The organism is Bradyrhizobium sp. Rc2d, from assembly GCF_900099855.1.
Classification (GTDB): Bacteria; Pseudomonadota; Alphaproteobacteria; order Rhizobiales; family Xanthobacteraceae; genus Bradyrhizobium.
Window position 1 is genome coordinate 91,881 of record NZ_FNCU01000015.1, and the last position, 23,353, is coordinate 115,233.

The window sequence follows — 23,353 nt, forward strand, 5'->3', positions numbered from 1 at the left end:
CCCAACCTCCAGTTTTGAACTTCTCTGTCGTTCGCACACGATTTGATCGGAGAACCCGTGCCCGGCTCTCCGGATCGCGTTATCTCAAACCGTCTTCGCCCTTGATCTCCGCAACCGTCAGCCCGCCGACGCGCGGCAGCGGTCGGCCGCTGTCGGTGACGGCAACGGCGACCATGATCTCGTTGGCGCGCGGCGCATCGTTGATCTGTACCTCCATGCCGTCAAAATGGCTGCGTACGAAGGCTGCGTCCTTGTGCCCCAGAGGGATGTCCAGCGTCGTGCCGGGACCGCTGCGCTTCTTCGACGATGGGATCAGCGCCGCGCCCTTGCTCAGCACCTTCCGTACCGGCGCTCCCATCTTCGGGTGAAGGATCGCGGCGGCATGCTCCAGCTCGCCGTTCTCGCCGACGGCTGCGGCCTTGCCATAGCTCTGGGCCTTCGCGCCATCGATGCCGAGCGCCGCCACCGCGCGCTTCGACAGCAGCTCGCCCAGCTCCTCGCCGATCGCAATCAGCGGCGAAAGGTCTTCGACATACTTCCCCGCAAAGGGGTTCTCGATCACGGCGATCGCCGCGGCGCGTCGGGTCGGCGGCGACACCTGACGCCCCATCTCCATCTGGGTCTCTTCGACGACCGTGACGATCTTGCGGATGATCGCGCTCATGATTGCTTCCTCAGGCTCTTCCCTGTTCAGGCATGAATCGCGTTCTCCAGCATAGGCCGGCGCGATCGTTGCCGTTCAATATCTTTCGGTCCGATGACAAGCATATCACCACAAAGCTGCAACACGGCACCCTCGATCAATCCGCGATCGAATAATTGCCGTGCACATTCCGCGCCAGATTCCAGCGCGGCCGCGATCTCATTGTGCGACAATTCACCGACATCGCGGGTGACAAGGCGCACTCCGAGATCGCTGTCGGGCTGAAGCTCGTTGGCGGGCTTGCGGATGATGGCCGGATGTCCCGGCAGATCCACCGCGTTGGCGATGATCGTGGCCGCCGCATCGGCCTCCGATGCCGATGCAGCCAACACAGTCACCGCGTCGGCGATCCCAAGCGAAAAACTGCGACCGTGGCGTCCACTGGTCGCGATCCCGCGTACGGGGTCGGCTGAATCGACCCTCAGGGTCCGCATCACGCCGGAGCGATCGGGCCGATCCATCAGACCGACAGAGAAATGCTCGCCTTCGCCGAGATGAAGCGCGATATCGCCGCCATTGTTGACGTAGGCGTGATTGAGCGTCGCGGCTCCGAGCATTGCGCTAAGGATCTCCTCCGCCACGCTGCCGGCTACCGCGGCCATCGGCGTGATGAAGCAATCGGCGGCATAGGGCGCGACAGCGGCGTGCATGCGCCGCGCCACCACGCCCCTCAGCGAAGTCCGCCCCTCAGCGGCCGTCCGCAGCTCCGGCAATTCCGCGCAGAGCTCGTCGAGCAGCCCGGTGAACCGCCGCGCTGCCGCCTCGTAGGCGGCACGCACGTCGTCCGCGCGGCCCCTCGCCTCCACGATCAAATCAATCGGTCCATCCTGCAAATGCAGTCGCCGGCCATCAGACAGCAATGCGATCTGCGGGAGCCGTGTCATGCCCGACGTCCCGGAATCGGGTTCTGCCAGGGCAGCTGGCGGACATCGTCACCGCCCTTCACCTCCGAGAGCGGCTTCACATAATCCATGTGCCCGCCGAGCGCGGCATAGTCCGACAGCTTCATCGTGAACTCGATCGGCGCGACCAGCGCCGGCGTCGGCACGTAGCCGAACGCGCCCGCCGGCATCTGCGTCACGTCGACCATGTAGGTGATGCCGCCACCGGGCCAGACATAGACCGGCGCACCGCCGCTGGTGACGCGCGTCAGCGCGTCCTTCACCGAGCGCGTCAGCCGCACCGGATTGTCGGTGACACCCGCGCGCAGCGAGCCGCCGGCGCCCGCCATGAACAGCACCGTGCACAGCGCCGGCTCGCAATTCTCCTGGATGCGCTCGACCGAAAACTTCAGATCATCAGGCATCTCGGTCTCGACCGGCTTCAAGGCCTCGTCGAGCACATAATAGGACGAATGCTCGCCGGTGGTTGAGACCATCAGCATGGTCAGACCGGGCTTGGCTTCCTTGGCATCAAACGGGCCGAGGATCGAGAGCGGATCCGAGATATTGGTGCCGCCCCAGCCCGTGCCGGGATCGGCGACCTGGAAATAGCGGCCGGGCGTCGAACGGCGGCCCTTCATCTTGATGCCGGTATCGGCGATGTCGAGCAGCTTGCCGGCCTGATGTTCCGAGAGCACGCCGGTGATGTGGTCGTCGACCACGACGACCTCGTCGACCTTGTCGTGCCATTGCTTGGCGAACATGCCGATGGTCGCCGAGCCGCAGCCGACCCGCATGCGCTCTTCCTTCACGCCGTTGACGACCGGCGGCTGGCCGGCCTGCACCACCACGCTCGCGCCGCCGTCGATGGTGAGCTCGACCGCCTTGCAATTGGCGAGATCCATCAGCGTGTCGCAGGTGACGCGGCCCTCCTTCTTGGAGCCGCCGGTGAGATGATGCACGCCGCCGAGCGAGAGCATCTGCGAGCCGTATTCGCTGGTGGTGACGTGGCCGACCGCCTCGCCTTGCGCGCGAACGGTCGCGGTCTCCGGCCCGAGATAGCGGTCGGTGTCGATCTTCACCTTGATGCCGCAATAGGAGAAGATTCCCTCGGTGACGACAGTCACCATGTCGACGCCGTCGACCTCCGCGGAGACGATGAAGGGCGCCGGCTTGTAGTCGGGATAGGTCGTGCCCGCTCCGATCGCCGTCACAAAGGTTGAAGGCTCGTGGACGATCTTGCCGTCCCAGTCTTCCGTGCGGCTGAACGGGACGAGCTTGCCGCCGTGCGAGACGGTGCGCTCCAGGATCACGTGCGGATCGACGCGGACGAGCTTGCCGTCGTGGTTGGCGTAACGGTCGCAGGCGCCCGCCGCGCCTGGCTTGATGTAGCACATCACCGGACAGGCATCGCAGCGGATCTTGTCGACGGCAGCGCTCGTTGTTTCCATCACCATGTCAGAGCCAGCGGAGACCGCGGTTATCATTCGTATACGAACGATGTTGCGCGCGGTCCCGATAGCTGTCAAGCGGCGGTGCATCGCAAAAGATGCGCCTGCCGCATAAAAGCTCATATGCCTATCCGCTCTGTCCACAAAGAAGGCAGTCGCGCTGCAGTGCGGCATGACGGCTTGCACGTTTGTGTACAAACGGTATCGTCGCGACTTACAAATCGCGCGCTGACAGGGCTTGGGAACGAGGATGACGCAGACACCGATCCGCCTCACCGTAAACGGCAGGATCCACGAGGTCACTGCGGCGCGAGACACGCCGCTGCTCTATGTGCTGCGCAACGACCTCGCACTCAACGGGCCGAAATATGGCTGCGGCCTCGGTGAATGCGGCACCTGTACTGTCCTGATCGACGGGGCCGCGGCGCGGTCCTGCGTGATCCCCGTAAGCGGCTGCGCCGGCCGCGACATCGTGACGCTCGAAGGCCTCGGTACGCGCGACAAGCCTGATGTCGTGCAACAGGCCTTCATCGACGAGCAGGCCGCGCAATGCGGCTACTGCCTCAACGGCATGATCATGACCACCAAGGCGCTGCTCGCGATCAACCCGCGTCCGACCGAGCAGGAGGCGCTGGCGGCGCTGCGCTACAATCTCTGTCGCTGCGGCACGCATGTCGAAATCCTGCGCGCCGTGATGCGCGCCTCCGGCCAGCTCACCGAGGCCGTTGATTGATGGCCTCCCCGCATCCGAATGGAGCTGAGCGGCCATCCGGTTCGCTCGTCGTCATCAGCACCGTGGACGAGGTCACGACCGAGACCTATGTCCGCATCACCGCCGACGGCGCGGTCACTGCCTATAACGGCCATGTCGATCTCGGCACCGGCATCCGCACGGCGCTGGGCCAGATCGTCGCCGAGGAGTTGGATGTGTCCTTTGCGCGCGTCGTCGTCGTGCTCGGCGATACCGCATTGGTGCCGAACCAGGGCGCGACGATCGCAAGCGAGACGATCCAGATCACGGCCGTGCCCTTGCGCAAGGCCGCAGCCCAGGCGCGGCACTTCTTGATCGCACGCGCGGCCGAGCGGCTCGAACTGCCGGCGGCCGACCTTAGGATCGACGACGGTCTCGTCCGGGGGCCCGACAATCGCAGCGTGAGCTATGGCGAACTGATCGGCGACGAGACGATCAGCCTCGAGCTTGCCGACGTCGTCGCGGTCAAGGCGGCCAGCGATTATGCCATCGTCGGCCAGTCGATGCCGCGGGTCGACGTGCCGGCCAAGGCCACGGGCGAGCTGACTTTCGTGCACGACGTCCGGGTATCAGGCATGCTGCACGGCCGCGTGGTGCGTCCGCCCTATGCCGGCGTCGATGCCGGTCCGTTCGTCGGCACCAGCCTGATCGCCGTCGATGAGGCGTCGGTGCGCGACATTCCCGGCCTGGTGGCCGTGGTGCGCATCGGCGATTTCGTCGGAATCGTCGCAGAGCGCGAGGAGAATGCGATCCGCGCGGCAGAGCAGCTCAAGGTGAGCTGGAAGCCGACGCCTGCTTTGACCGATCTCGCCGATGTCGAGACCGCGCTGCGCGCCAATCCATCGACGCCGCGCACGCTGATCGACAAGGGCGACGTCGATGCGGCGATATCAGGCGCGGCCAAGCCGATGCAGCGCACTTATGTCTGGCCGTATCAGATGCACGCCTCGATCGGGCCGTCCTGCGCCGTCGCCGATTTTCAGGACGGCAACATCCGGGTCTGGTCCGGCACGCAAAACCCTCACGTGCTGCGCAGCGACCTTGCACTCCTCCTCGAGCGTCCCGAGAGCGAGATCGAGGTCATCAGGCTGGAGGCCGCCGGCTGCTATGGCCGCAACTGTGCCGACGACGTCACGGCCGACGCCCTGCTGCTGTCGCGCGCGGTCGGCCGGCCCGTCCGCGTGCAATTGACGCGCGAGCAGGAGCACGCCTGGGAGCCCAAGGGCACCGCGCAGCTCATCGATGTCAATGGCGGGCTGAATGCGGACGGCGGCGTCGCTGCCTACGATCTCGCCACGCGTTATCCGTCGAACGCCGCACCGACGCTGGCGCTGCTGCTGACGGGGCGGATCTCGCCCGATCCCGCCGTGCTCCAGATGGGCGACCGCACCGCGATCCCGCCTTACGACTACGACAACATGCGTGTCGTCGCCCACGACATGCCGCCGATCGTGCGCGCGTCCTGGTTCCGCGGCGTCTCGGCGCTGCCGAACACCTTTGCGCATGAATCCTACATCGACGAGGCCGCGACCGAGGCTGGCGTCGACCCGATCGAGTATCGCCTGCGCTACCTGAAGGACCAGCGCGCCGTCGATCTCGTCAATGCGGTCGCCGAGCGCGCTGGCTGGACGCCGCGACCGGTCCGCGAGGAGAAAGACGGCGAGGTCGTGCACGGGCGTGGCTTTGCCTATGCGCTCTATGTCCACAGCAAGTTCCCCGGCTATGGCGCGGCGTGGTCGGCCTGGGTCGCCGACGTCGCGGTGAACAAGACCACCGGCGACGTCAGCGTCACGCGCGTGGTCGCCGGCCAGGATTCCGGCTTGATGATCAATCCGGACGGCGTGCGCCACCAGATCCACGGCAACGTCATCCAGTCCACCAGCCGCGCGCTGATGGAGGAGGTCTCGTTCGAGCGCGGCGCGGTAGCGGCGCGCGAATGGGGCGCTTATCCGATCATTCCCTTCCCGGACGCGCCCAAGATCGACGTGTTGATGCTGCCGCGTCAGGACCAGCCGCCGCTCGGCGTCGGCGAGTCCGCCTCGGTGCCGAGCGCGGCGGCGATTGCGAATGCAATCTTCGATGCCACCGGCGTGCGCTTTCGCGAGCCGCCGTTCACGCCGGAGCGCATTCTGAAGGGGCTGCACGGCGATGCAGCGGCCACGCCGCAGGCCCTGCCCGCGCCCGCCACCCCGCCGCCATCACGCATCTGGGAGAACCCGTTCGCCAAACGCGCCGGCATCTTCGCGACAATCGCGGCCGTCTGCACCGCCGCAATCGGCATCGGCGCGGCGCTTCTGCCGGGGCGCGCAATTCCCCCGATCGCCCGGCCCGACGCATCGGTCTATTCCGCAGCGACGATCGCGCGCGGCCAGCAGCTTGCAGCGCTCGGCAACTGCGCGGAGTGCCACACCACGGTTCGAGGCGCGCTCAATGCCGGCGGTCGTGCGCTGCAAACGCCGTTCGGCACGATCTACTCGACCAACATCACGCCCGATGTCGAGACCGGCATCGGCGCCTGGTCCTACCCCGCCTTCGAGCGCGCGATGCGCGATGGGCTGCATCGCGACGGACGGCAGCTCTATCCTGCCTTCCCCTACACGCATTTTTCGAAGACCAGCGAGGCCGACCTGCAGGCGCTCTATGCCTACCTGATGGCGCAGCCAGCGGTGCGCGCGACACAGCCTGCGAACACGCTTACCTTCCCTTTCAATCTTCGGCCGCTGCTCGCGGGATGGAACGCGCTGTTTCATGAGGCGGGTGAATTCAAGCCCGATCCCGTGAAGTCGGAGCTTTGGAATCGCGGCGCCTATCTGGTCGAGAGTCTCGGCCATTGCAGCGCCTGCCATTCGCCGCGCAATGCGCTCGGTGCCGAGCAGCGCGGGGCCTATCTCGCCGGCGGCTTTGCCGAAGGCTGGGACGCGCCGGCCCTGACCTCGCTCTCCCGCGCACCGATCCCGTGGAGCGAGGACGAGCTGTTCGCGTACTTGCGCACCGGCCATTCCCGCTATCACGGCGTCGCGGCCGGCCCGATGGCGCCGATCGTCCGGGACCTCAAGGCGCTACCCGACCAGGACATCCGCGCGATGGCGGTCTATCTCAATTCGCTCAATGACACCGCGAGCGACCGAGAAACGCAAGACGCGCTCGCAACGAAACTCGAGAACGCGACGCAAGTCACCGTCGCCGCTTCCACCGGCGCGCGGCTCTATCAGGGCGCCTGCGCCGTCTGCCACGAGGTCGGCGGCCTGCCGCTGTTCGGCACCAGGCCCCCGCTCGCGCTCAACAGCAATCTGCACAGCGCGACCGCGGACAATCTGGTGCAGGTCATCCTGCACGGCATCACCGAACCCGTCTCCAGCGATCTCGGCTACATGCCCGCCTTCAAGGGCAGCATGAGCGACGCGCAGGTCGAGGAGCTCGTCGCCTTCCTGCGCAAGCAGTTCGCGCCGGACAAGCCGGCGTGGACCGGCGTGCGCGAGACGATCGCGCGCGCACGCGCATCCGCAAATTAGCCGTGCTTCTTGATCTCCACCGGCGGCGTGCCGTGGGTGTGGAATGACTCGATCGTCTTCAGGCCCCAGGCCTGGCCCTTCTTGCGCTCCTCCTCGGTCCACACGATCGGCTTCCAGTCCGGCGCGAGGATGAGACGCGCGCCGGCATTGGCGACCTCGACGCGGTTGCCGCCGGGCTCGTAGACATAGAGGAAGAAGGTCTGCTGGATCGCGTGCTTGTGCGGGCCGGTCTCGATATGCACGCCGTTCTCCAGGAAGATATCTGCCGCGCGAAGAATCTCCTCGCGGCTGTCGAGCGCGTAGGTGACGTGGTGGAATCGGCCGGGCGTGCCGGAATGATCGAGTGAATAGGCGAAGTCGTAGCTCTTGTTCGACATCGTCAGCCACATCGCGGCTTCACGGCCGTCGTTGAGCACGATCTGCTCGGTGAGACGGCAGCCGAGATAATTCTCGAAGAACTCGCGGTTGGCCTTGATGTCGACCGCGAGGCAGTTGAGATGGTCGAGCCGGCGGACGTTGACGCCGCGCGCCGGAAAACGCTGGGCCTGGTTCTTCAGTGCAGGCTTCAGCTCCGGCGGCGCCTGATACCATTCGGTCTCGTAATAGAGCTCGACGATGTGGCCATCAGGATCGCGGCAGCGGAAAGTCGGCCCCTGTCCCATGTCGCCGTCGATCCAGCCGATGTCGAAGCCGGAGCCTTTCAATGCAGCGACGCGGCGTTCCAGCGCCTGCTGGCTGCGCGCGCGTAGCGCCATGTGCTCCATGCCCGACGTCTTCGACGCCGTCAGCTTGAGCGAATAGCGCTCGTAATCGTCCCAGCCGCGCAAATAGACCGACTCGCCCTTCTGCCCGCTGACGGTCATGCCCATGACATCGACGAAGAACTTCAGGCTTTCGTCAGGCTTGGGCGTCAAGAGCTCCATGTGGCCGAGATGGGCGAGATCGAGGATTGGTTCGGGCTGCATGGTTTCCTCCAAACGTGGCCGCCAAGCGTGGCTACGATCAAGCGTGGCTACAATCCGCGGGACCGGATCGCGCAATCGGGACGCAAATGGCGCGCTCGGGGTGGCCTATTTGTACTAATGTACAAATGATTAGGTCTCGTCAACAAACCTGAGTCGTCGCCCGAACCGGATGACCCGACATGCAGGATGACAATTGTTCCCCGCGCGTCGCGCCTCATGCCCGAATGGTAAAATATTCCCTAAGGCGCCGCGCCATCCCAACGGACTTAGAAATTACAGCATTTTCCCGAGGATGCCGCCCATAACTATGTATTGGCGACAAGGCTCCCGGCCGAATTACGGCGGATTTAACGAAGCGGCCGCGCCTGCGGCTTAACCGTTTGTGCAGCGACGGCCCCGCATAGTCCGGATCAAATCCCTTGCTCTTGCCAGGTTCATTGATCGTGACATCCTTTGGACGCGTGATTTCGGTTCGCGGATCGCTCGCCCGGGTCGGGCTTCTGGCGGAAGGCCGGATGCCGATCTCGGAGGTTCGGGCGACCGTCGGCCGTTTCGTCAGTATCCGCTGCGCCAGCTCGGTCATCGTCGCGATGATCACCGAGGTCTCCTGCGAAAACCTGTCGAGCACCGACAATTATATCGCGATCGCCTCGGTCGACCTGCTCGGCGAGATCCTCAACGCCGCCGACAAGGCCAAATTCCAGCGCGGCGTGACCAACTATCCGACCATCGGCGATGCCGTTGACCTGATCACGAGCCAGGAGCTGCGCACGATCTATGCTCCGACCGGGTCGGACCAGATCAATGTCGGCTTCCTTCAGCAGGACCGCTCGGTCGTCGCTTATGTCGATGTCGAGGAAATGCTGTCCAAGCACTTCGCCGTGCTGGGATCGACCGGCGTCGGCAAATCGACCGGCGTGTCGCTCCTGCTCAACGAGATCCTGAAGGCGCGCCCGAACCTGCGCATCTTCCTGCTCGACGTGCACAACGAATATGGCCGCTGCTTTGGCGATCGCGCGCTGGTGCTCAACCCACGAAACCTGAAGCTGCCGTTCTGGCTGTTCAACTTCGAGGAAATCGTCGACGTGCTGTTCGGCGGCCGCGCCGGCGTGCCCGAGGAGCTCGACATCCTCGCCGAGGTGATCCCGCTCGCCAAGGGCGTCTACACCCAGTACCAGAACGCCGACCGCATCGGCCTCAAGCGCATCGATCCCAAGCAGATCGGCTACACCGTCGATACGCCGGTGCCCTATCGCCTGGTCGACCTGCTGTCGCTGATCGACGAACGCATGGGCAAGCTCGAGAACCGCTCGTCGCGCATCATCTATCACAAGCTGATCTCGCGCATCGAGGCCGTCCGCAACGACCCGCGCTACGCCTTCATGTTCGACAACGCCAATGTCGGCGGCGACACCATGGCGGAGGTGATCAGCCATTTGTTCCGCCTGCCGGCCAACGGCAAGCCGATGACAGTGATGCAGCTCGCCGGCTTCCCGGCCGAGGTGATCGATTCCGTCGTCTCGGTGCTGTGCCGGATGGCCTTCGACTTCGGCCTGTGGAGCGACGGCGTGTCGCCGCTGCTGTTCGTCTGCGAGGAAGCGCACCGCTACGCCTCCGCCGACCGCAACATCGGCTTCGGCCCGACCCGCAAGGCGGTGTCGCGCATCGCCAAGGAGGGCCGCAAATACGGCGTCTATCTCGGCCTCATCACGCAGCGCCCCGCAGAGCTCGACGCCACCATCATCTCCCAGTGCAACACGCTGTTCACGATGCGTCTTGCCAACGATCGCGACCAGGCGCTGCTCCGCGCCGCAGTGTCGGACGCGGCCGCGAACCTCCTGTCCTTCGTGCCCTCGCTCGGCACCCGCGAGGTGCTGGCGTTCGGCGAAGGCGTCGCGCTGCCAACGCGGCTGCGCTTCAAGGAGGTGCCGCCGCATCAATTGCCGCGCGGCGAAGCCACCATCAGCAGCGTGCCCTCGGTCACCTCCGGTCACGACATGCATTTCGTCAGCGCCGTGCTCGAACGCTGGCGCGGCGCCACCTCGCAGCGCGACGTGCCGAACGATCCGGTGTTCGCGGCACCGCCTGCCAAGACGATGTCCAGCCTCGAAGCCCCGATGCTGCAACCCTCGATGGGGCTCGATCCCGACCGCTTCTCCCTGCTGAAGAAGCCGTTGCGGTAAGGCCGCGCTCACGCCTCAAGCACACTTTCATGCCCCGCGACCCGGCTACGCCAAGGCTTCGCCGAGGTTGTGGTCTAGGGGCGCCGAAGCTTTAGCGTAGGCGGCAGGCGGGGCATCCCGTACGCCGCAGCTTCTCGGTTCAATCACACCCGCCTCTGGAATACTGGATCGCCCGATTAAATCGGGCGATGACAGCCAGGATGTGGCACGTTGAGACGGCCGCGCGCATCGATTATGTTTGCCGGCCCAAGCCGCGCTGTCGTACCGGCTGGCAAATTTCACGGGCATGCGACCGAACGGGGACGACTGCCGAGGAAGTGATCGACAGGCTATGACCGAACTCGACTGGCCCGAAATTCTGCTGCGTCTCGGCAGCGCCACGCTCGCCGGCGGCGCGATCGGCCTGAACCGCGATCTGCAAGGTAAGCCGATCGGACTGAAGACGCTCGGCATCGTCGGGCTCTCCACCGCGGCCGTCGTGCTGCTCGCCGTCGAGTTCGCCGAGCCCGGCAGGATCAACGATGCGGCAAGTCGGGTGATCCAGGGCATCCTCACGGGGATCGGCTTCCTCGGTGCCGGCGTCATTGTCCATGAGAGCAAAGGTTTTCGCGTGAGCGGCCTGACCAGTGCGGCCTGCACGTTCCTCGCCGCCTGCCTCGGCATTATCTGCGGCGCCGGACAATGGAAGATCGTCGCAGCAGCTCTGGCGCTCGCCTTCGTTCTGCTGACGGTCGGCCGCCGCGTCGAGAGCTGGCTGCACCGGATCCTCGGTGGCAAGGACGAGTCGCACAAAGCGGCCTCAGAACAGGGGCCTGAGCAGCGCCTAGGCGGGTCCGACTAACCTCGCGCTCTTCGCGCCGCTCACGTCTTCCGCCGCAGGCTCCAGAGACTCCCGGCGAGCAGGACGGCGGTCACGAGCAGGATGGCGACGAAGGTCTGGATGATGGTGAAGTTCAGCGCATCCCGCGCGACGAATAGCGCGGTGATGGCTCCGGCTAGAACAAACAGAATGCGAAGGATCAGGCTCATCGCCGCGTCTCCGGGTCGGCATGATCCGGAGCCCACTAGCCTTCCGCATTGGACACAATGCGTGTTCGCCCCTCATGCATCGTGACCCTAGCGGCCTGCGCCAGACAGGATTTGCGACATATCAAGGACCCGCGCGCCGTCAGGACGCAGGACCTGAGAACCCGCGGATGCGGCTCGCCGCCGCTCTCCAGCGCGCAAGGCCCGAACTGATCGCGCGACCGATGCGTTGCGTGCGACTGCGAAGCGCTATGCCGCTAGTGCTTTGCCATCAACTCGAGTGCCGGAGCGAAGCGCTCGGCGAACGTCAATGTCTTGGCGTGGTGAACTGCGGCAAACGAGGCCGAAACCCCTGCTGACGCGAGGGCGAGCAAGGCAATAGCGAAAAACAGACGGCGCATTCCTGCCTCCTGTGTGAGCCCGATTACCCCAAAAGATGGGACGGCTCTGTTTCAGGAGCGCTTCATGCGGGCGGAAAATGATTTCGCTCAAGAGGCTGTGATGAGGTCCGGATTGCGGTACCGCATGCGGTACAGGTGCGCCCCTAATCATCGTCCGCCGGACCGCACCAGCCGGGCAGATAGATCGCATCCTTGCTTCTCGCCGAGGACAGGGCCTTCTCGAGCGCCTTGTCGAAATCGGCATCGATCACCTTGCGCGAGAGTTTTCGGCGCAGATAGTCGGCCCACAGGAATTCGGAGAACGGCGTCGTATCCTTGGCGAAGCCGCCGATGCGGCGGAGTTCGCCGGCGAGGCTGCGGAACGGGTCATCCTTGAGGTCGGCCACCGATTTCGGCAGGTCGCGGAACGGCCGCCTTTCGCCCTTGGCGTCGTAGGGATAGACCCAGCGTTTGTTGTCCATGACGCCCCAGAAGGCCTCGCGCTCGACCATTCTGAGGTCGCCAACGATGGTCACCAGCACGTCCTTGACGCCCTCGTCATGCAGCGCGCGGCCGAGATGATGATGGTCGATCACGTAATAGCGCAGGTCCGGACCGTAGACGACGGGGATCATGTGCTTGCCGAGCAGGTCGGCCTGCTTGTTGCTGTCGCGCTGGCGCCAGCGCTTCCGCTTCTCCTTGACCTCTCGCATGCCGACCGTCATCTGCGTCGGCCGAAGCGACAGGATCGGGACCGGATGCACTCTCGGCTCGCGCGTATTGGTCATGGTCGAACGGTCCCTTCATGGTTGCAAATGGGTGGAAACAGGTTCCCTGGACTATGCCATGGTCCGTGGGGAGGCAAAATGCGTCGGGCTGCAGGCGGAGATCACAAGCCGATGTGGACGCGGGCATGAGCTCCGCGACCGTTGTTGCAACGCAATCCGCGCATTCCTGACCGCGTCGCGGCCGGCTGTTTGACAGCGCCTATGCAGAATAGTGCGAACAGGAAATGCAGCTACGCGTTGAGAAGATTTTCTGCAACAGGTTCGTCGCGTGTGCTATCTAAAAATCGCTGCTTCGGAGTGATCCCCGCCCCATGACAACCCAGCGGCCCATAAGCTCTGATGACGAGCACCGGGTGCTCCAGTTCAGGCCGCGCACCTCGCCTTCCCCGGTGGTTCGCCGGGGCAACGGCACCGTGCAGCAATTGCGCGCACCCGAGCCACTCGACCTGACGCGCTACGAGCAGCCTCGCACCGAACCGGACGATTTCCGCCACCGCATGCTCGCCAATATCGCGGCGCTCGCCTTCACCATCGCGCTGACCGCGATCGGAATCTGGCTCGCCGTGAGCATCGCGGACCTGCGCCGGACCCAGGATTGCGTGCTGATGGGCCGCCGCGACTGCGTCAAGATCACGACACCGCACATCTAGACCCGGCTCGCCACCCGTCCCTCGGCGGACGGGCTGTGGCGGGCATCCCCAGCCCTGTCTGCTCGCCTACCCGGCTCCATTGAACTCAGGGCGGCGCTCCGATATACGGGCTTTCGACCCGGCCAGAGGGGGGTTTGAGGGCGTCATCAGGGGCGCGATGCCCACCCACCGCGCCACTCTGGAAATCTGACAAATACCTGCAATATATCAAAGGCTTAGTGATGTCTTCCACATTCGATCAGGTCGCCACGATCATCGCTGAAACCTGCGACATCCCGCGCGACACGATCACGCCGGATAGTCATGCCATCGATGATCTCGGCATCGACAGCCTCGATTTCCTTGATATCGCCTTCGCAATCGACAAGCAGTTCGGCATCAAGCTGCCGCTGGAAAAGTGGACCCAGGAGGTCAACGACGGCAAGGCGACCACTGAGCAGTATTTCGTGCTGAAGAACCTGTGCGCGCGCATCGACGAGCTCGTCGCGGCCAAGGGCGCGAGCGCCTAAGCGCGCGGCCATGCAACTCGAATACTTCCACATGATCGATCGTATCGTCGACCTCAAGGTCGACGAAAAGACGATCGTCGTCGAGGCCCAAGTCCCGAAGGAGAGCACCGTCTTCGAGGGGCACTTCCCAGGTTATCCCTTGATGCCCGGCGTGCTCCTGATCGAATCGATGGCGCAAGCCTCCGGCTGGCTTCAGCTCGGCGTGTTCAAGTTCGAGCGCATGCCGATCCTGGCCGCCGTGAAGGAGGCCAAGGTCCGCGGTTCGGTCTACCCGGGCGATCTCATGAGCATCGAAGCGAGCCTTACCCATGAAGGCTCGGGCTATGCCATGACCGAAGCCAAGATCAGGGTCGGCGGCAAGCTACGCGCAAACTCGGCACTCACCTTCACGCTGATCCCCTTCCCCAATGCGGATATGCGCGGCTACATGGACGCGTTCGCCAAGCGAATCGGCTTTCCGCAACAGACTGTATCGCCATGACTGAGACTGCTTCGAAGCCCGCCCAGACGGAAGTCTGGATCACCGGCATTGGCCTTGCCACCTCGCTCGGCGAAGGGCTCGACGCCAACTGGGCCGCGCTCCAGGAGAAGCGCATCAATGTCGACGAGAAGGGATTTGCGCCCTACATCGTGCATCCCTTGATGCCGGTCTCTTTCGACAGCCAGATTCCGAAGAAGGGCGACCAGCGCCAGATGGAAGCCTGGCAACGTATCGGCACCTATGCCGCGGGCCTTGCGCTCGACTCCGCCGGGATCAAGGGCAACAAGGACATCCTGTCGAAGATCGACATGGTGATCGCCGCAGGCGGCGGCGAGCGCGACCTCAACGTCGACACCGGCGTGCTCACGGCCGAGGCCAAGGGCGCCAACGCGCCCGGCTTCCTCAACGAGCGGCTGATGAGCGATCTGCGCCCCACCCTGTTCCTGGCCCAGCTTTCCAACCTGCTCGCCGGCAACATCGCCATCGTCCATGGTCTCGGCGGCACCTCGCGCACCTTCATGGGTGAAGAGGTCGCCGGCGCCGACGCCGCCCGCATTGCGCTCGCGCGCATTGCCTCGGGCGAGAGCGACATCGCGCTCGTCGGCGGCTCGCACAATGGCGAGCGCAAGGACCTGCTGGTCCTCTACGAATTCGGCGACTTCAACCTGAAGGACAAGTTCGCTCCGGTGTGGGCGCGCAAGGAGCATCCCGGCTTCGCGCTCGGTTCGGCCGGCGCCTTCCTAGTGCTGGAATCGCGGGCGCATGCAGAGGCGCGCGGCGCCAAGCCGTTCGCGAAGCTGTCGAGCGTCGTTGCCGACCTCGCCCGGCGCAAGCAGGGTGGCGACATGACTGCGACGCTGGAGAAGCTTTGGGAAAAGCTGCCCAAGCGCGCGGGCAAGGGCGCGATCATATCGGGCGCGACCGGCGCCGAGCCTGCGACCTCGGAAGAGCGCAGCTTCCTGAAGAGCAATGCCGATCTCCCGGTGCGCTCGACCGGCACGATGTTCGGCCATACCATGGAAACGCAATTCCCGCTCGGCATTGCCCTCGCCGCACTGTCGATCTCGCGCGGCGCGCTGTTCCCGCCGAATGATTCGACGGGGACCGAGATTGAAATGCAGGGCGCACCCACCCAGATCGTGGTGGTAGGGGCCGGACACTGGCGCGGCGAAGGCATGGCGCTGGTCGAGGCAGTGAGCTAGCTGAAGCGGGGAACGACATGACTGCACCACGCGACAAATTCGGGCGTCCCGTCGTCGTCGTCACCGGCATGGGCATCATGACCTCGCTCGGCGCCGGCAAGGCCGACAATTGGGCGAAGCTGGTCGCCGGCGAATCCGGTATTCGCACCATCACGCGCTTTCCGATCGATGGCCTCAGGACCACGATGGCCGGTACTGTGGATTTCGTCAGCGTCGATCCGTTCTCCTCCACCGCCCTGTCCGAGCGGATGGCCGACCTGGTGACGCAGGAAGCGCTGGAGCAGGCTGGCATCGGCGCCAAGGCCGATTTCCCGGGTCCCCTTTTCCTCGCGGTTGCACCGGTCGAGGTCGAATGGCCGCAGCGTCGCGAACTCGGTCGCGCCGTCGGCCAGCTCGACATCACCTATGACGATCTGCTGCGCATTTCCGGCGGCGGCAAGTACAGCGCCTACCATCATCGCTTCATGTTCGGCTCTGTCGCCGCGCATCTCGCCGAGACGTTCGGCACCAAGGGCTCGCCGATCTCGCTGTCGACGGCCTGCGCCTCGGGCGCGACCTCGATCCAGCTCGGCGTCGAGGCGATCCGCCGCGGCGAGACAGACGCCGCGCTGTGCGTCGCGACCGACGGCACCGTGAACCCGGAAGCGCTGGTGCGCTTCTCGCTGCTTTCGGCGCTGTCGACCCAGAACGATCCGCCGCAGGCGGCCTCCCGCCCCTTCTCCAAGAACCGCGATGGTTTTGTGATGGCGGAAGGGGCCGGCGCGCTGGTGCTCGAAAGCTACGAGGCGGCGACTGCGCGCGGCGCAAAGATCCTCGGCGTGATCGCCGGCTGCGGCGAGCTCACCGATTCCTTCCATCGCACCCGCTCCTCGCCCGACGGCAAGCCGATCATCGGCTGCATGAACAAGACGCTGGCCGATGCCGGCATGACGCCGGACCAGATCGACCACATCAACGCGCACGGCACCTCGACACCCGAGAACGACAAGATGGAGTTCAACACGACATCGGCGGTGTTCGGCGAGCTCGCGCAGAAGATTCCGGTCACCTCCAACAAGTCGATGGTTGGCCACACCATCTCGGCTGCCGGTGCGGTCGAGGCGATCTTCTCGCTGCTCACGCTCGAGCATCAACGCATTCCGCCGACGATCAACTACGAGACCCCGGATCCCACGATCCTGTTCAACGTCGTCGGCAACAAGGCGCGCGATGCCCGCGTCACTGCGGTGATGTCGAACTCGTTCGGCTTCGGCGGCCAGAACGCCTCGCTGATCCTGACTCGCGAACCGGCCTGACCGGACGCATGGCGCTGCTGACTGCGAGGACGAAAGCCCGCGCGCGGGAGGCTGCCAAATCGCTCGGAGGCAGCCTGATCGGCGCCGCCACGGTCGGCCTGCTGCGCACCACGCGCTATTTCGATCCGGTCAAGACCTCGGATTTTTTCGCACGCGTCGTGAAAATGATCGGGCCGCGCCTGCGCGAGCATCGCATCGGCCGCGCCAACCTCACCGCGGCCTTCCCCGAGAAGTCGCCGGAAGAGATCGAAAACATCCTGATGGGCGTCTGGGACAATCTCGGCCGCGTCGGCGCCGAGTTCGCCCATATTGACCATGTCTGGGATTATGACCGCGATCACCCGGAGAAGAGCCGGATCGAATTGTCGCCGCGCAGCATCGAGCTGTTCGACCAGATCCGCGACGACGGCAAGCCTGCGCTGATCTTCGCCGCGCATCTCGCCAACTGGGAATTGCCGGCGCTCGCCGCCGTCGCGCATGGGCTGGATACCGCGATCCTCTATCGCCGGCCGAACATCGCCTCTGCCGACCGCATCATCCAGGAGATGCGTCAGGTCAACATGGGCACGCTGATCCCTGCGGGGCGCGACGCGCCGCTTCGCCTTGCGCAGGCGCTGAAGGACGGCAAGCACGTCGCCATGCTGATCGACCAGTACCTCACCGCCGGCGTCGAGGTCACCTTCTTCGGGCGCAAGACCCGCGCCAACCCGATGCTGGCCCGCCTGCTGCGCCAGATCGAATGCCCGATCCACGGCGTCCGCATCATACGCCTGCCCGGTGGCCGCTTTCGCGGCGAGCTGACCGAGGAGATCAAACCGGTCCGCGATGCCGACGGCAAGATCGACATCCAGGGTACGACGCAGGCGATCACGAGCGTCGTGGAAAGCTGGGTGCGGGAGCATCCCGAGCAGTGGCTGTGGTTGCATAGAAGGTGGCGGTAGGCGCGGACGTTACTTGGCAAGAGGTCGCATTCGGACTCGACCGGGCTCGATCACCGAGAAATGTCCCGCCCAATCGTCACGACCCAAGACCAGATCGGCGATCACTTTGCCGATCCGCCCAGGAGCAGGCGGAGGAACACGCAAGAGCACGATGCCGCATGTGGACGGAAGCGAAGACGCTTTCGCCAGCTCCCCAAAATCCTTGTCGAAGGTGAGCAAGATTCGTCTTTCTTTCGACGCTTGCGCCAACACTTCGTGGTCGCTGCTGCCGGGTGCAGACGTCCTGATCCAGACGACATCATGACCAGACGCACGAAGTGCGGCTACTGCGGAACCAGGAAAATTCTCATCGGCCAGGAAGCGCATCTCAGGCAGCGCTTGGATGAACCCTTTCGACACTCAGCGAATCGCGTGCGTAAGCCAGGCACGCAAGAATGTCGTCGCGTGAAATGCCGGGGTAATTGGCCAAGATGTCGGCCTCGCTCCAGCCGTCCGCCATCAACCCAATGATGAACTCCACCGCAATGCGCGTCCCGGTGATCACCGGCTTGCCGGCAAGCACATCAGGCGCAAGCGAGATGCGAGGATGATCCGTCATTGCTCAAGGCCTAGTCTGTTCAGCTGAGGCAGATAATACACCAATTCGGGCGGGATAGCGAATTTGGAACCTGCCTTTCGATCTACCTTCCCGTCTTCACCTTGGTCCAGAGCCTATTGATGATGCGCTGGGTCGCCGGCTCGCGCGCCGTGATGACGAAGAGTTTTGCGAGCGTCGCCTCGTCCGGATAGATGTTCTTGTCGTTCAGGATCTTCGGATCGACCAGCTTCTGGCTGGCGAGGTTACCGTTAGCGTAGGACAAAAAGTCCGAATTCTTGGCGGCGACGTCGGGCCGGTAGAGATAGTTGATCAGCGCGTAGGCCTCATTGACGTTCTTGGCATCCGCGGGGATCGCAAGATTGTCGAAAAACATCTGCGCGCCCTCCTTCGGGATCGTGTAGCCGATCTCGATGCCGCTCTTGGCTTCCGCAGCGCGGGCGCGAGCCTGCATGATGTCGCCGGACCAGCCGACCACGAAGCAGATCTCGCCGGTCGCGAGCGCGCTCAGATATTCGGACGAGTGAAATTTTCGCACCGAGGGACGAACCTTCGCCACGACGTCGGCGGCCTTCTCGAGGTCCGCCTGCTTGGTCGAGTTTGGATCGAGCCCGAGATAGTTTAGCGCCGCCGGAACGATGTCGTCGGCGGAGTCGAGCATGTGCACGCCGCAGTCTCTGAATTTTGCCAGGTTCTCCGGCTTGAACACGATGTCCCAGCTGTCGATCTTCGCGTCCGGTCCCAGGATCTGCTTCACCTTGGCGACGTTGTAGCCGATGCCCGTCGTGCCCCACATGTAGTTGGCGGCGTAGACATTGCCGGGATCGTAGGTCGCAAGATGCTTGGTCACCATCGGCCAGGCATTGGCGAGGTTCGGCAGCTTCGACTTGTCGAGCTTCTGGAAGATGTTGGCCTTGATCTGGCGCTGCAGGAAATAGGCGGTGGGCACCACGACGTCGTAGCCGGACTTGCCGGCCATCAGGCGCGTCTCTAGTGTCTCGTTGGCATCGAAGGTGTCGTAGACCACCTTGATGCCGGTCTCCTTGGTGAAGGCCTCAAGCACATCCGGCGCCATGTAGTTGGACCAGTTGTAGAAGTTGACGACCCGCTCCTCGGCCTCGGCGGGAGCGGAGAGCAACGTCAGCGCTGCGGCGATTGCAAGACCGAGGCAAAGCCTCGAGCGGCCGACGTTTGTCATCTCAAATCTACCTCTTGCGGCCGCGCACCGCGTCCGACAGCCGCTCCAGTGCGGTGTCGAGCGTCTCGTCCTTCTTGGCAAAGCAGAAGCGAACCACCGAGGTCACCGGGTCCTGCTCGTAGAAGGCCGACACCGGGATCGCCGCCACCTTGTAATCCCTGACGATCCGCCAGCAGAACTCGGTGTCGCTCTCATTGAGCCCGAGCGGCGACAGGTCCACGGTGAGGAAGTAGGTGCCTTGCGACTTCAGCACGGGGAAGCCGAGGCTTTCGAGGCCTTTTGTCAGGCGGTCCCTGCTCCGCGTCAGGTCCTTGCGCATCGACAGGAAGTAGTCGTCGGATTTGCCGAGGCCGTAGGCGACGGCGGCCTGGAGGTTCGGCGCGGTGGTGAAGGTCAGGAACTGGTGCACCTTGGCAGCGACGCGCAAGAGCGGCGGCGCGGCGCAGACGAAGCCGATCTTCCAGCCCGTCAGCGAGAAGATCTTGCCGGCCGAGCCGACCTTGATGGTGCGCTCGCGCATGCCCGGAATGGTGATCAGCGGGATGTGCTTGTGCTCGTCGAAAGTGACGTGCTCCCAGACCTCGTCGCAGATCGCGATGACGTCGAATTCCTGGCAATAGCGCGCCAGCAGCTCGAGGTCCTCGCGCGGATACACCACTGCGGACGGATTCAAGGGGTTGTTGAACAGCACCGCCTTGGTCTTTGAATTGAAGACACTTTTCAGCATGTCCTCATTCAGCCGCCAATGCGGCGGCTCGAGTCGCACCAGGCGCGGAATGCCGCCGGCCTGGCGGATGATCGGCAAATAGGAATCATAGACCGGCTGGAAGCAGACCACCTCGTCCCCGGGCTGGACCACCGCGAGAATCGCCGAGGTCAGCGCCTCGGTGCCGCCGGAGGTCACCATCACCTCGCTCATCGGGTCGAGCTTGAGCCCGTGCCAGTGACCGTAATGGGTTGCGATCGCCTGGCGCAGCTCCGGCAGGCCCATCATCGAGGGGTACTGGTTGTAGCCGTTCAGCGAGGCCTCGGCCGCGGCGCGGCGGATGTCCTCGGGGCCGGGATCGTCAGGAAAGCCCTGGCCGAGATTGATGGCGGCATTGTCGCGCGCGGCCTGCGACATCGCCTCGAAGATGGTGACGGGAAGGTCGGCGAAGACCTTGTTCAGCGAAGAGCTCTTGGACATCGGGCCGATCAGCCACCGACCTTGCTGGGAAGACCGGCCGCCTTCCAGCCCAGCATGCCGCCGGCCAGATGCTTGTCGTAAGGCAGGCCCGCCGCCTGCGCGGCCAGCGAGGCTGTCACCGAGCGCTTGCCCGAGCGGCAGGCGAACACGACCTCCTTGCCTTGCGGATCAGGGATCGCCTTGGGATCGAAGGTCGAGAGCGGAACCACGACGCCATAGGGATAGGCTTCGGCCTGAACCTCGTTCGGCTCACGGACATCGACAAGCAGATAGCGCCCTTCCGCGACACCTTTGGAGACCTCGTCCGGGGTCAGATCCTGTACCTGGTTTGCCACATCATCCTCCAACGTCGCAGGCATATGCCGGGGCGTCCCCGGCCGGCGGGCAACCTCGCCTCTCGGGACGCGAAAATCAAGCGCTACAAAGGCTTGAGCCACGCGGCGCAAGTTAAAGCTAAATCGCAGCGACTTGAAGTGCAGGTTTCAGATGCCTGAAACTCCTGCTTCAACTCCCGCCACGCATTCGGTGTCATTCCCCGCGAAGGCGGGGAATCCAGTACGCCGCGGCTCCTCGGTTCTAGCCGCACCGTCTCTGGAATACTGGATCGCCCGGTCCAGTGCGCAAGTGCGCACAAGGCCGGGCGACGACAGCGATGGGAGCTAGATCGTCACCTGCGTGCCGACCTCGACTACGCGGCCTGAGGGGATCTGGAAATAGTCGGTGGCATCGTTCGCCGAGCGGCTCAGCGAGATGAACAGCCGGTCCTGCCAGCGCGGCATGCCGGAATGCGCGGCGGGCTTCAGCGCCCTGCGCGACAGGAAGAACGAGGTCGACATGATGTCGAACTGCCAGCCGAGCTTGCGCGCGATCGCCAGCGCCTTGGGCACGTTGGGCGATTCCATGAAGCCGAACTTCAGCGTCACCTTGGTGAAGGTCGGTGAGATCTGCTCCAGCCTCACCCGCTCGGCCGGGTCGATGCGCGGGGTCTGCGCGGTCTCGATGGTGAGAATGACGTTCTTCTCGTGCAGCACCTTGTAGTGCTTCAGACTATGCATCAGCGCGGTCGGCGCGCTGAGCGGGTCCGAGGTCAGGAACACGGCGGTGCCGGGGACGCGCTGGGGCGGTCGTTTCTCCAGCATTGCCACGAGGTCGGCAAGCGGGAACTCGAGCTTGCGCGACTTATCGAACAGCAGCCGGCTGCCGCGCCGCCACGTATACATCAGGAGGATCATGAGCGCGCCGAGCGCCAGCGGCACCCAGCCGCCTTCGAAGACCTTGAGCAAGTTCGCGGCGAGGAAGGTCAGGTCGAGGAACAGGAACGGCACAATCAGGGCGGCAGCCGCGACCGGCGACCACCGCCAGACCTTCCAGATCACGACAAAGCCCATCATCGCGGTGACCACCATGGTGCCGGTGACGGAGATGCCGTAGGCCGACGCCAGCGCGCTGGAAGAGCGGAACAGCAGCACAAGCAGCACCACCGCTACCAGCAGCAACTGGTTGATGCGCGGGATGAAGATCTGGCCGGAATGGGCTTCCGACGTATGGCGAATTTCGAAGCGTGGCAGCAGCCCGAGCTGGATCGCCTGGCGCGTCAGCGAATAGGCGCCGGTGATCACCGCCTGGCTCGCGATCACGGTCGCCATGGTGGCCAGCACGACCATGCTGCCACGGAAAAAGCCTTGCGGAAACAGCTGGAAGAACGGGCTCACGATCGCGCCGGGATCGCCGAGCACGAGAGCGCCCTGCCCCAGATAATTCAGCGCCAGCGATGGCAGCACGATCGACAGCCAGGCGGTCTGGATCGGTCGCTTGCCGAAATGACCAAGGTCGGCATAGAGCGCCTCGGCGCCAGTCACAGCCAGAAACACCGCACCCAGCGTGATGAAGCCGATAATGCCATGGTGCAGCATGAATGACACGGCGTAGAGGGGGTTCAACGCGAGCAGCACCTGCGGCTGCTGGATAATCGGATGGATCGCCGCCGCCGCGAGGACTGCGAACCAGACGCACATGATCGGCCCGAAGAAGGCCGCAACGCGCGCCGTGCCGCGTGACTGCACGGCGAACAGACAAACCAGGATAAGGACGGTCAGCGGAACGATGTAAGGCTCGAACGTCAAGGTGACGTCCTTCATGCCTTCGATCGCCGACAGCACCGAGAGCGCCGGTGTGATCACGGCATCGCCGTAGAACAGGGCGCCGGAGATGATGCCGAGCAGGACGATGGTCGCCCCGCCCGTGCCGACCGCGCGCTGGGCCAGTGCCATCAGCGCGAGCGTGCCGCCCTCGCCATTGTTGTCGGCGCGGAGCAGGATCACGACGTATTTGAGCGTCACCACGATGATGAGCGCCCACAGGATCAGCGAGAGCACGCCGAGCACCGCCGCAGGCGTCGGCACCCCCTCCGCGCCTGAGGCGGCCATCACCGCCTCGCGGAATGCGTAGAGCGGGCTGGTGCCGATGTCGCCATAGACGACGCCGATGCTGCCAAGCGTCAGCGCACCGAAACCGGCTGTAGTGTGGGCGTCGCCATGCCCGTTGGCCGCCGCCGTCTCCGGGGCGGGAACTGCTACGTCACTGGTCATGGGAGAGCCCGATGGCCTCAAAATGCTTCACTGCACAACGGCGGAAGAGCGCGCGGGCTTATAGTCCT

General features: G+C 64.5%; 23 protein-coding genes. 10 read left to right on the forward strand and 13 right to left on the reverse strand.

Annotated features, from left to right (window positions below):
* Positions 1–79 precede the first annotated feature (79 nt).
* From BLV07_RS19855 to BLV07_RS19865, 3 genes are read right to left on the reverse strand one after another with little or no spacing between them, the layout of a single operon-like run.
* On the reverse strand, positions 80–664 hold the full coding sequence (locus BLV07_RS19855) for an amino acid synthesis family protein (RefSeq protein WP_084803796.1): 585 nt from the start codon (positions 662–664) through the stop codon (positions 80–82).
* A gap of 26 nt (positions 665–690) precedes the next feature.
* Positions 691–1,587: a UPF0280 family protein gene (locus BLV07_RS19860; protein ID WP_091888648.1), complete on the reverse strand. Its 897-nt coding sequence runs from the start codon at positions 1,585–1,587 to the stop codon at positions 691–693.
* Positions 1,584–3,041, reverse strand: coding sequence for a 6-hydroxynicotinate reductase (locus BLV07_RS19865; protein ID WP_176945644.1), 1,458 nt, complete (start codon positions 3,039–3,041; stop codon positions 1,584–1,586). The genes BLV07_RS19860 and BLV07_RS19865 overlap by 4 nt, the downstream gene beginning before the upstream one ends.
* Before the next feature lie 244 nt (positions 3,042–3,285).
* On the opposite strand from BLV07_RS19865, the gene BLV07_RS19870 reads away from it, so the two are divergent.
* Together BLV07_RS19870 and BLV07_RS19875 are read left to right on the forward strand one after the other, a co-directional pair.
* Positions 3,286–3,768 carry a (2Fe-2S)-binding protein gene (locus tag BLV07_RS19870; protein ID WP_091888651.1) on the forward strand — a complete coding sequence of 161 codons (483 nt, stop codon included), beginning with the start codon at positions 3,286–3,288 and terminating at the stop codon, positions 3,766–3,768.
* A complete protein-coding gene (locus BLV07_RS19875; RefSeq protein ID WP_091888653.1) occupies positions 3,768–7,298 on the forward strand; it encodes a molybdopterin cofactor-binding domain-containing protein in 3,531 nt (1,176 codons plus the stop codon). The genes BLV07_RS19870 and BLV07_RS19875 overlap by 1 nt, the downstream gene beginning before the upstream one ends.
* Here the strand turns inward: BLV07_RS19875 and BLV07_RS19880 are convergent.
* Complete coding sequence (locus BLV07_RS19880) at positions 7,295–8,263, reverse strand: catechol 2,3-dioxygenase (RefSeq protein WP_091888655.1); 969 nt, start codon at positions 8,261–8,263, stop codon at positions 7,295–7,297. The genes BLV07_RS19875 and BLV07_RS19880 overlap by 4 nt on opposite strands.
* Before the next feature lie 443 nt (positions 8,264–8,706).
* On the opposite strand from BLV07_RS19880, the gene BLV07_RS19885 reads away from it, so the two are divergent.
* Complete coding sequence (locus tag BLV07_RS19885) at positions 8,707–10,446, forward strand: ATP-binding protein (protein WP_164939471.1); 1,740 nt, start codon at positions 8,707–8,709, stop codon at positions 10,444–10,446.
* A gap of 331 nt (positions 10,447–10,777) precedes the next feature.
* On the forward strand, positions 10,778–11,287 hold the full coding sequence (locus BLV07_RS19890; RefSeq protein WP_091888659.1) for an MgtC/SapB family protein: 510 nt from the start codon (positions 10,778–10,780) through the stop codon (positions 11,285–11,287).
* A 20-nt stretch (positions 11,288–11,307) separates the two neighbouring features.
* On the opposite strand, the gene BLV07_RS47655 is transcribed toward BLV07_RS19890, so the two are convergent.
* The 3 genes from BLV07_RS47655 to BLV07_RS19895 form a co-directional block, all read right to left on the reverse strand.
* A complete protein-coding gene (locus BLV07_RS47655; protein WP_165405372.1) occupies positions 11,308–11,475 on the reverse strand; it encodes a hypothetical protein in 168 nt (55 codons plus the stop codon).
* 254 nt (positions 11,476–11,729) lie between these two features.
* Positions 11,730–11,873, reverse strand: coding sequence for a hypothetical protein (locus BLV07_RS47660; protein WP_176945645.1), 144 nt, complete (start codon positions 11,871–11,873; stop codon positions 11,730–11,732).
* Between the two features lie 143 nt (positions 11,874–12,016).
* On the reverse strand, positions 12,017–12,640 hold the full coding sequence (locus tag BLV07_RS19895) for a ParB-like protein (protein WP_091888661.1): 624 nt from the start codon (positions 12,638–12,640) through the stop codon (positions 12,017–12,019).
* A 311-nt stretch (positions 12,641–12,951) separates the two neighbouring features.
* Between BLV07_RS19895 and BLV07_RS19900 the strand changes: the two genes are divergently transcribed.
* From BLV07_RS19900 to BLV07_RS19925, 6 genes are all read left to right on the forward strand, one after another.
* The gene (locus tag BLV07_RS19900) at positions 12,952–13,290 is read left to right on the forward strand and encodes a hypothetical protein (RefSeq protein ID WP_091888663.1); all 339 of its coding nucleotides are present in this window, start codon (positions 12,952–12,954) and stop codon (positions 13,288–13,290) included.
* A gap of 221 nt (positions 13,291–13,511) precedes the next feature.
* A complete protein-coding gene (locus tag BLV07_RS19905; RefSeq protein WP_007592476.1) occupies positions 13,512–13,799 on the forward strand; it encodes an acyl carrier protein in 288 nt (95 codons plus the stop codon).
* Between the two features lie 10 nt (positions 13,800–13,809).
* Complete coding sequence (locus BLV07_RS19910) at positions 13,810–14,280, forward strand: 3-hydroxyacyl-ACP dehydratase FabZ family protein (RefSeq protein WP_091888665.1); 471 nt, start codon at positions 13,810–13,812, stop codon at positions 14,278–14,280.
* Positions 14,277–15,482, forward strand: a complete 1,206-nt coding sequence (locus tag BLV07_RS19915; protein ID WP_091888667.1) for a beta-ketoacyl-ACP synthase — start codon at positions 14,277–14,279, stop codon at positions 15,480–15,482. The genes BLV07_RS19910 and BLV07_RS19915 overlap by 4 nt, the downstream gene beginning before the upstream one ends.
* A gap of 17 nt (positions 15,483–15,499) precedes the next feature.
* A complete protein-coding gene (locus tag BLV07_RS19920; protein ID WP_091888670.1) occupies positions 15,500–16,777 on the forward strand; it encodes a beta-ketoacyl-ACP synthase in 1,278 nt (425 codons plus the stop codon).
* A gap of 8 nt (positions 16,778–16,785) precedes the next feature.
* The gene (locus tag BLV07_RS19925; protein ID WP_091888672.1) at positions 16,786–17,718 is read left to right on the forward strand and encodes a lipid A biosynthesis lauroyl acyltransferase; all 933 of its coding nucleotides are present in this window, start codon (positions 16,786–16,788) and stop codon (positions 17,716–17,718) included.
* A 9-nt stretch (positions 17,719–17,727) separates the two neighbouring features.
* Here BLV07_RS19925 and BLV07_RS19930 read toward each other — a convergent pair whose 3' ends face one another.
* The 6 genes from BLV07_RS19930 to BLV07_RS19955 form a co-directional block, all read right to left on the reverse strand.
* Complete coding sequence (locus BLV07_RS19930) at positions 17,728–18,117, reverse strand: DUF5615 family PIN-like protein (protein WP_244551153.1); 390 nt, start codon at positions 18,115–18,117, stop codon at positions 17,728–17,730.
* On the reverse strand, positions 18,086–18,316 hold the full coding sequence (locus BLV07_RS19935; protein WP_091888676.1) for a DUF433 domain-containing protein: 231 nt from the start codon (positions 18,314–18,316) through the stop codon (positions 18,086–18,088). The genes BLV07_RS19930 and BLV07_RS19935 overlap by 32 nt, the downstream gene beginning before the upstream one ends.
* 82 nt (positions 18,317–18,398) lie before the next feature.
* Positions 18,399–19,511: a polyamine ABC transporter substrate-binding protein gene (locus tag BLV07_RS19940; protein ID WP_091888678.1), complete on the reverse strand. Its 1,113-nt coding sequence runs from the start codon at positions 19,509–19,511 to the stop codon at positions 18,399–18,401.
* A gap of 7 nt (positions 19,512–19,518) precedes the next feature.
* A complete protein-coding gene (locus tag BLV07_RS19945; protein WP_091888680.1) occupies positions 19,519–20,697 on the reverse strand; it encodes an aminotransferase in 1,179 nt (392 codons plus the stop codon).
* Positions 20,698–20,705: 8 nt separating this feature from the next.
* Positions 20,706–21,032 (reverse strand): rhodanese-like domain-containing protein, encoded by a 327-nt coding sequence (locus BLV07_RS19950; protein WP_027571677.1) that lies wholly within the window; start codon positions 21,030–21,032, stop codon positions 20,706–20,708.
* A 324-nt stretch (positions 21,033–21,356) separates the two neighbouring features.
* The gene (locus BLV07_RS19955; RefSeq protein WP_091888684.1) at positions 21,357–23,285 is read right to left on the reverse strand and encodes a potassium transporter Kup; all 1,929 of its coding nucleotides are present in this window, start codon (positions 23,283–23,285) and stop codon (positions 21,357–21,359) included.
* Positions 23,286–23,353: the final 68 nt, after the last annotated feature.

Coding starts and splice junctions, on each gene's coding strand:
- BLV07_RS19855 (WP_084803796.1), bottom strand. CDS start 664: ATGAGCGCGATCATCCGCAAGATCGTCACGGTCGTCGAAGAGACCCAG.
- BLV07_RS19860 (WP_091888648.1), bottom strand. CDS start 1,587: ATGACACGGCTCCCGCAGATCGCATTGCTGTCTGATGGCCGGCGACTG.
- BLV07_RS19865 (WP_176945644.1), bottom strand. CDS start 3,041: ATGGTGATGGAAACAACGAGCGCTGCCGTCGACAAGATCCGCTGCGAT.
- BLV07_RS19870 (WP_091888651.1), top strand. CDS start 3,286: ATGACGCAGACACCGATCCGCCTCACCGTAAACGGCAGGATCCACGAG.
- BLV07_RS19875 (WP_091888653.1), top strand. CDS start 3,768: ATGGCCTCCCCGCATCCGAATGGAGCTGAGCGGCCATCCGGTTCGCTC.
- BLV07_RS19880 (WP_091888655.1), bottom strand. CDS start 8,263: ATGCAGCCCGAACCAATCCTCGATCTCGCCCATCTCGGCCACATGGAG.
- BLV07_RS19890 (WP_091888659.1), top strand. CDS start 10,778: ATGACCGAACTCGACTGGCCCGAAATTCTGCTGCGTCTCGGCAGCGCC.
- BLV07_RS47655 (WP_165405372.1), bottom strand. CDS start 11,475: ATGAGCCTGATCCTTCGCATTCTGTTTGTTCTAGCCGGAGCCATCACC.
- BLV07_RS47660 (WP_176945645.1), bottom strand. CDS start 11,873: ATGCGCCGTCTGTTTTTCGCTATTGCCTTGCTCGCCCTCGCGTCAGCA.
- BLV07_RS19895 (WP_091888661.1), bottom strand. CDS start 12,640: ATGACCAATACGCGCGAGCCGAGAGTGCATCCGGTCCCGATCCTGTCG.
- BLV07_RS19900 (WP_091888663.1), top strand. CDS start 12,952: ATGACAACCCAGCGGCCCATAAGCTCTGATGACGAGCACCGGGTGCTC.
- BLV07_RS19905 (WP_007592476.1), top strand. CDS start 13,512: ATGTCTTCCACATTCGATCAGGTCGCCACGATCATCGCTGAAACCTGC.
- BLV07_RS19910 (WP_091888665.1), top strand. CDS start 13,810: ATGCAACTCGAATACTTCCACATGATCGATCGTATCGTCGACCTCAAG.
- BLV07_RS19915 (WP_091888667.1), top strand. CDS start 14,277: ATGACTGAGACTGCTTCGAAGCCCGCCCAGACGGAAGTCTGGATCACC.
- BLV07_RS19920 (WP_091888670.1), top strand. CDS start 15,500: ATGACTGCACCACGCGACAAATTCGGGCGTCCCGTCGTCGTCGTCACC.
- BLV07_RS19925 (WP_091888672.1), top strand. CDS start 16,786: ATGGCGCTGCTGACTGCGAGGACGAAAGCCCGCGCGCGGGAGGCTGCC.
- BLV07_RS19935 (WP_091888676.1), bottom strand. CDS start 18,316: ATGACGGATCATCCTCGCATCTCGCTTGCGCCTGATGTGCTTGCCGGC.
- BLV07_RS19940 (WP_091888678.1), bottom strand. CDS start 19,511: ATGACAAACGTCGGCCGCTCGAGGCTTTGCCTCGGTCTTGCAATCGCC.
- BLV07_RS19945 (WP_091888680.1), bottom strand. CDS start 20,697: ATGTCCAAGAGCTCTTCGCTGAACAAGGTCTTCGCCGACCTTCCCGTC.
- BLV07_RS19955 (WP_091888684.1), bottom strand. CDS start 23,285: ATGACCAGTGACGTAGCAGTTCCCGCCCCGGAGACGGCGGCGGCCAAC.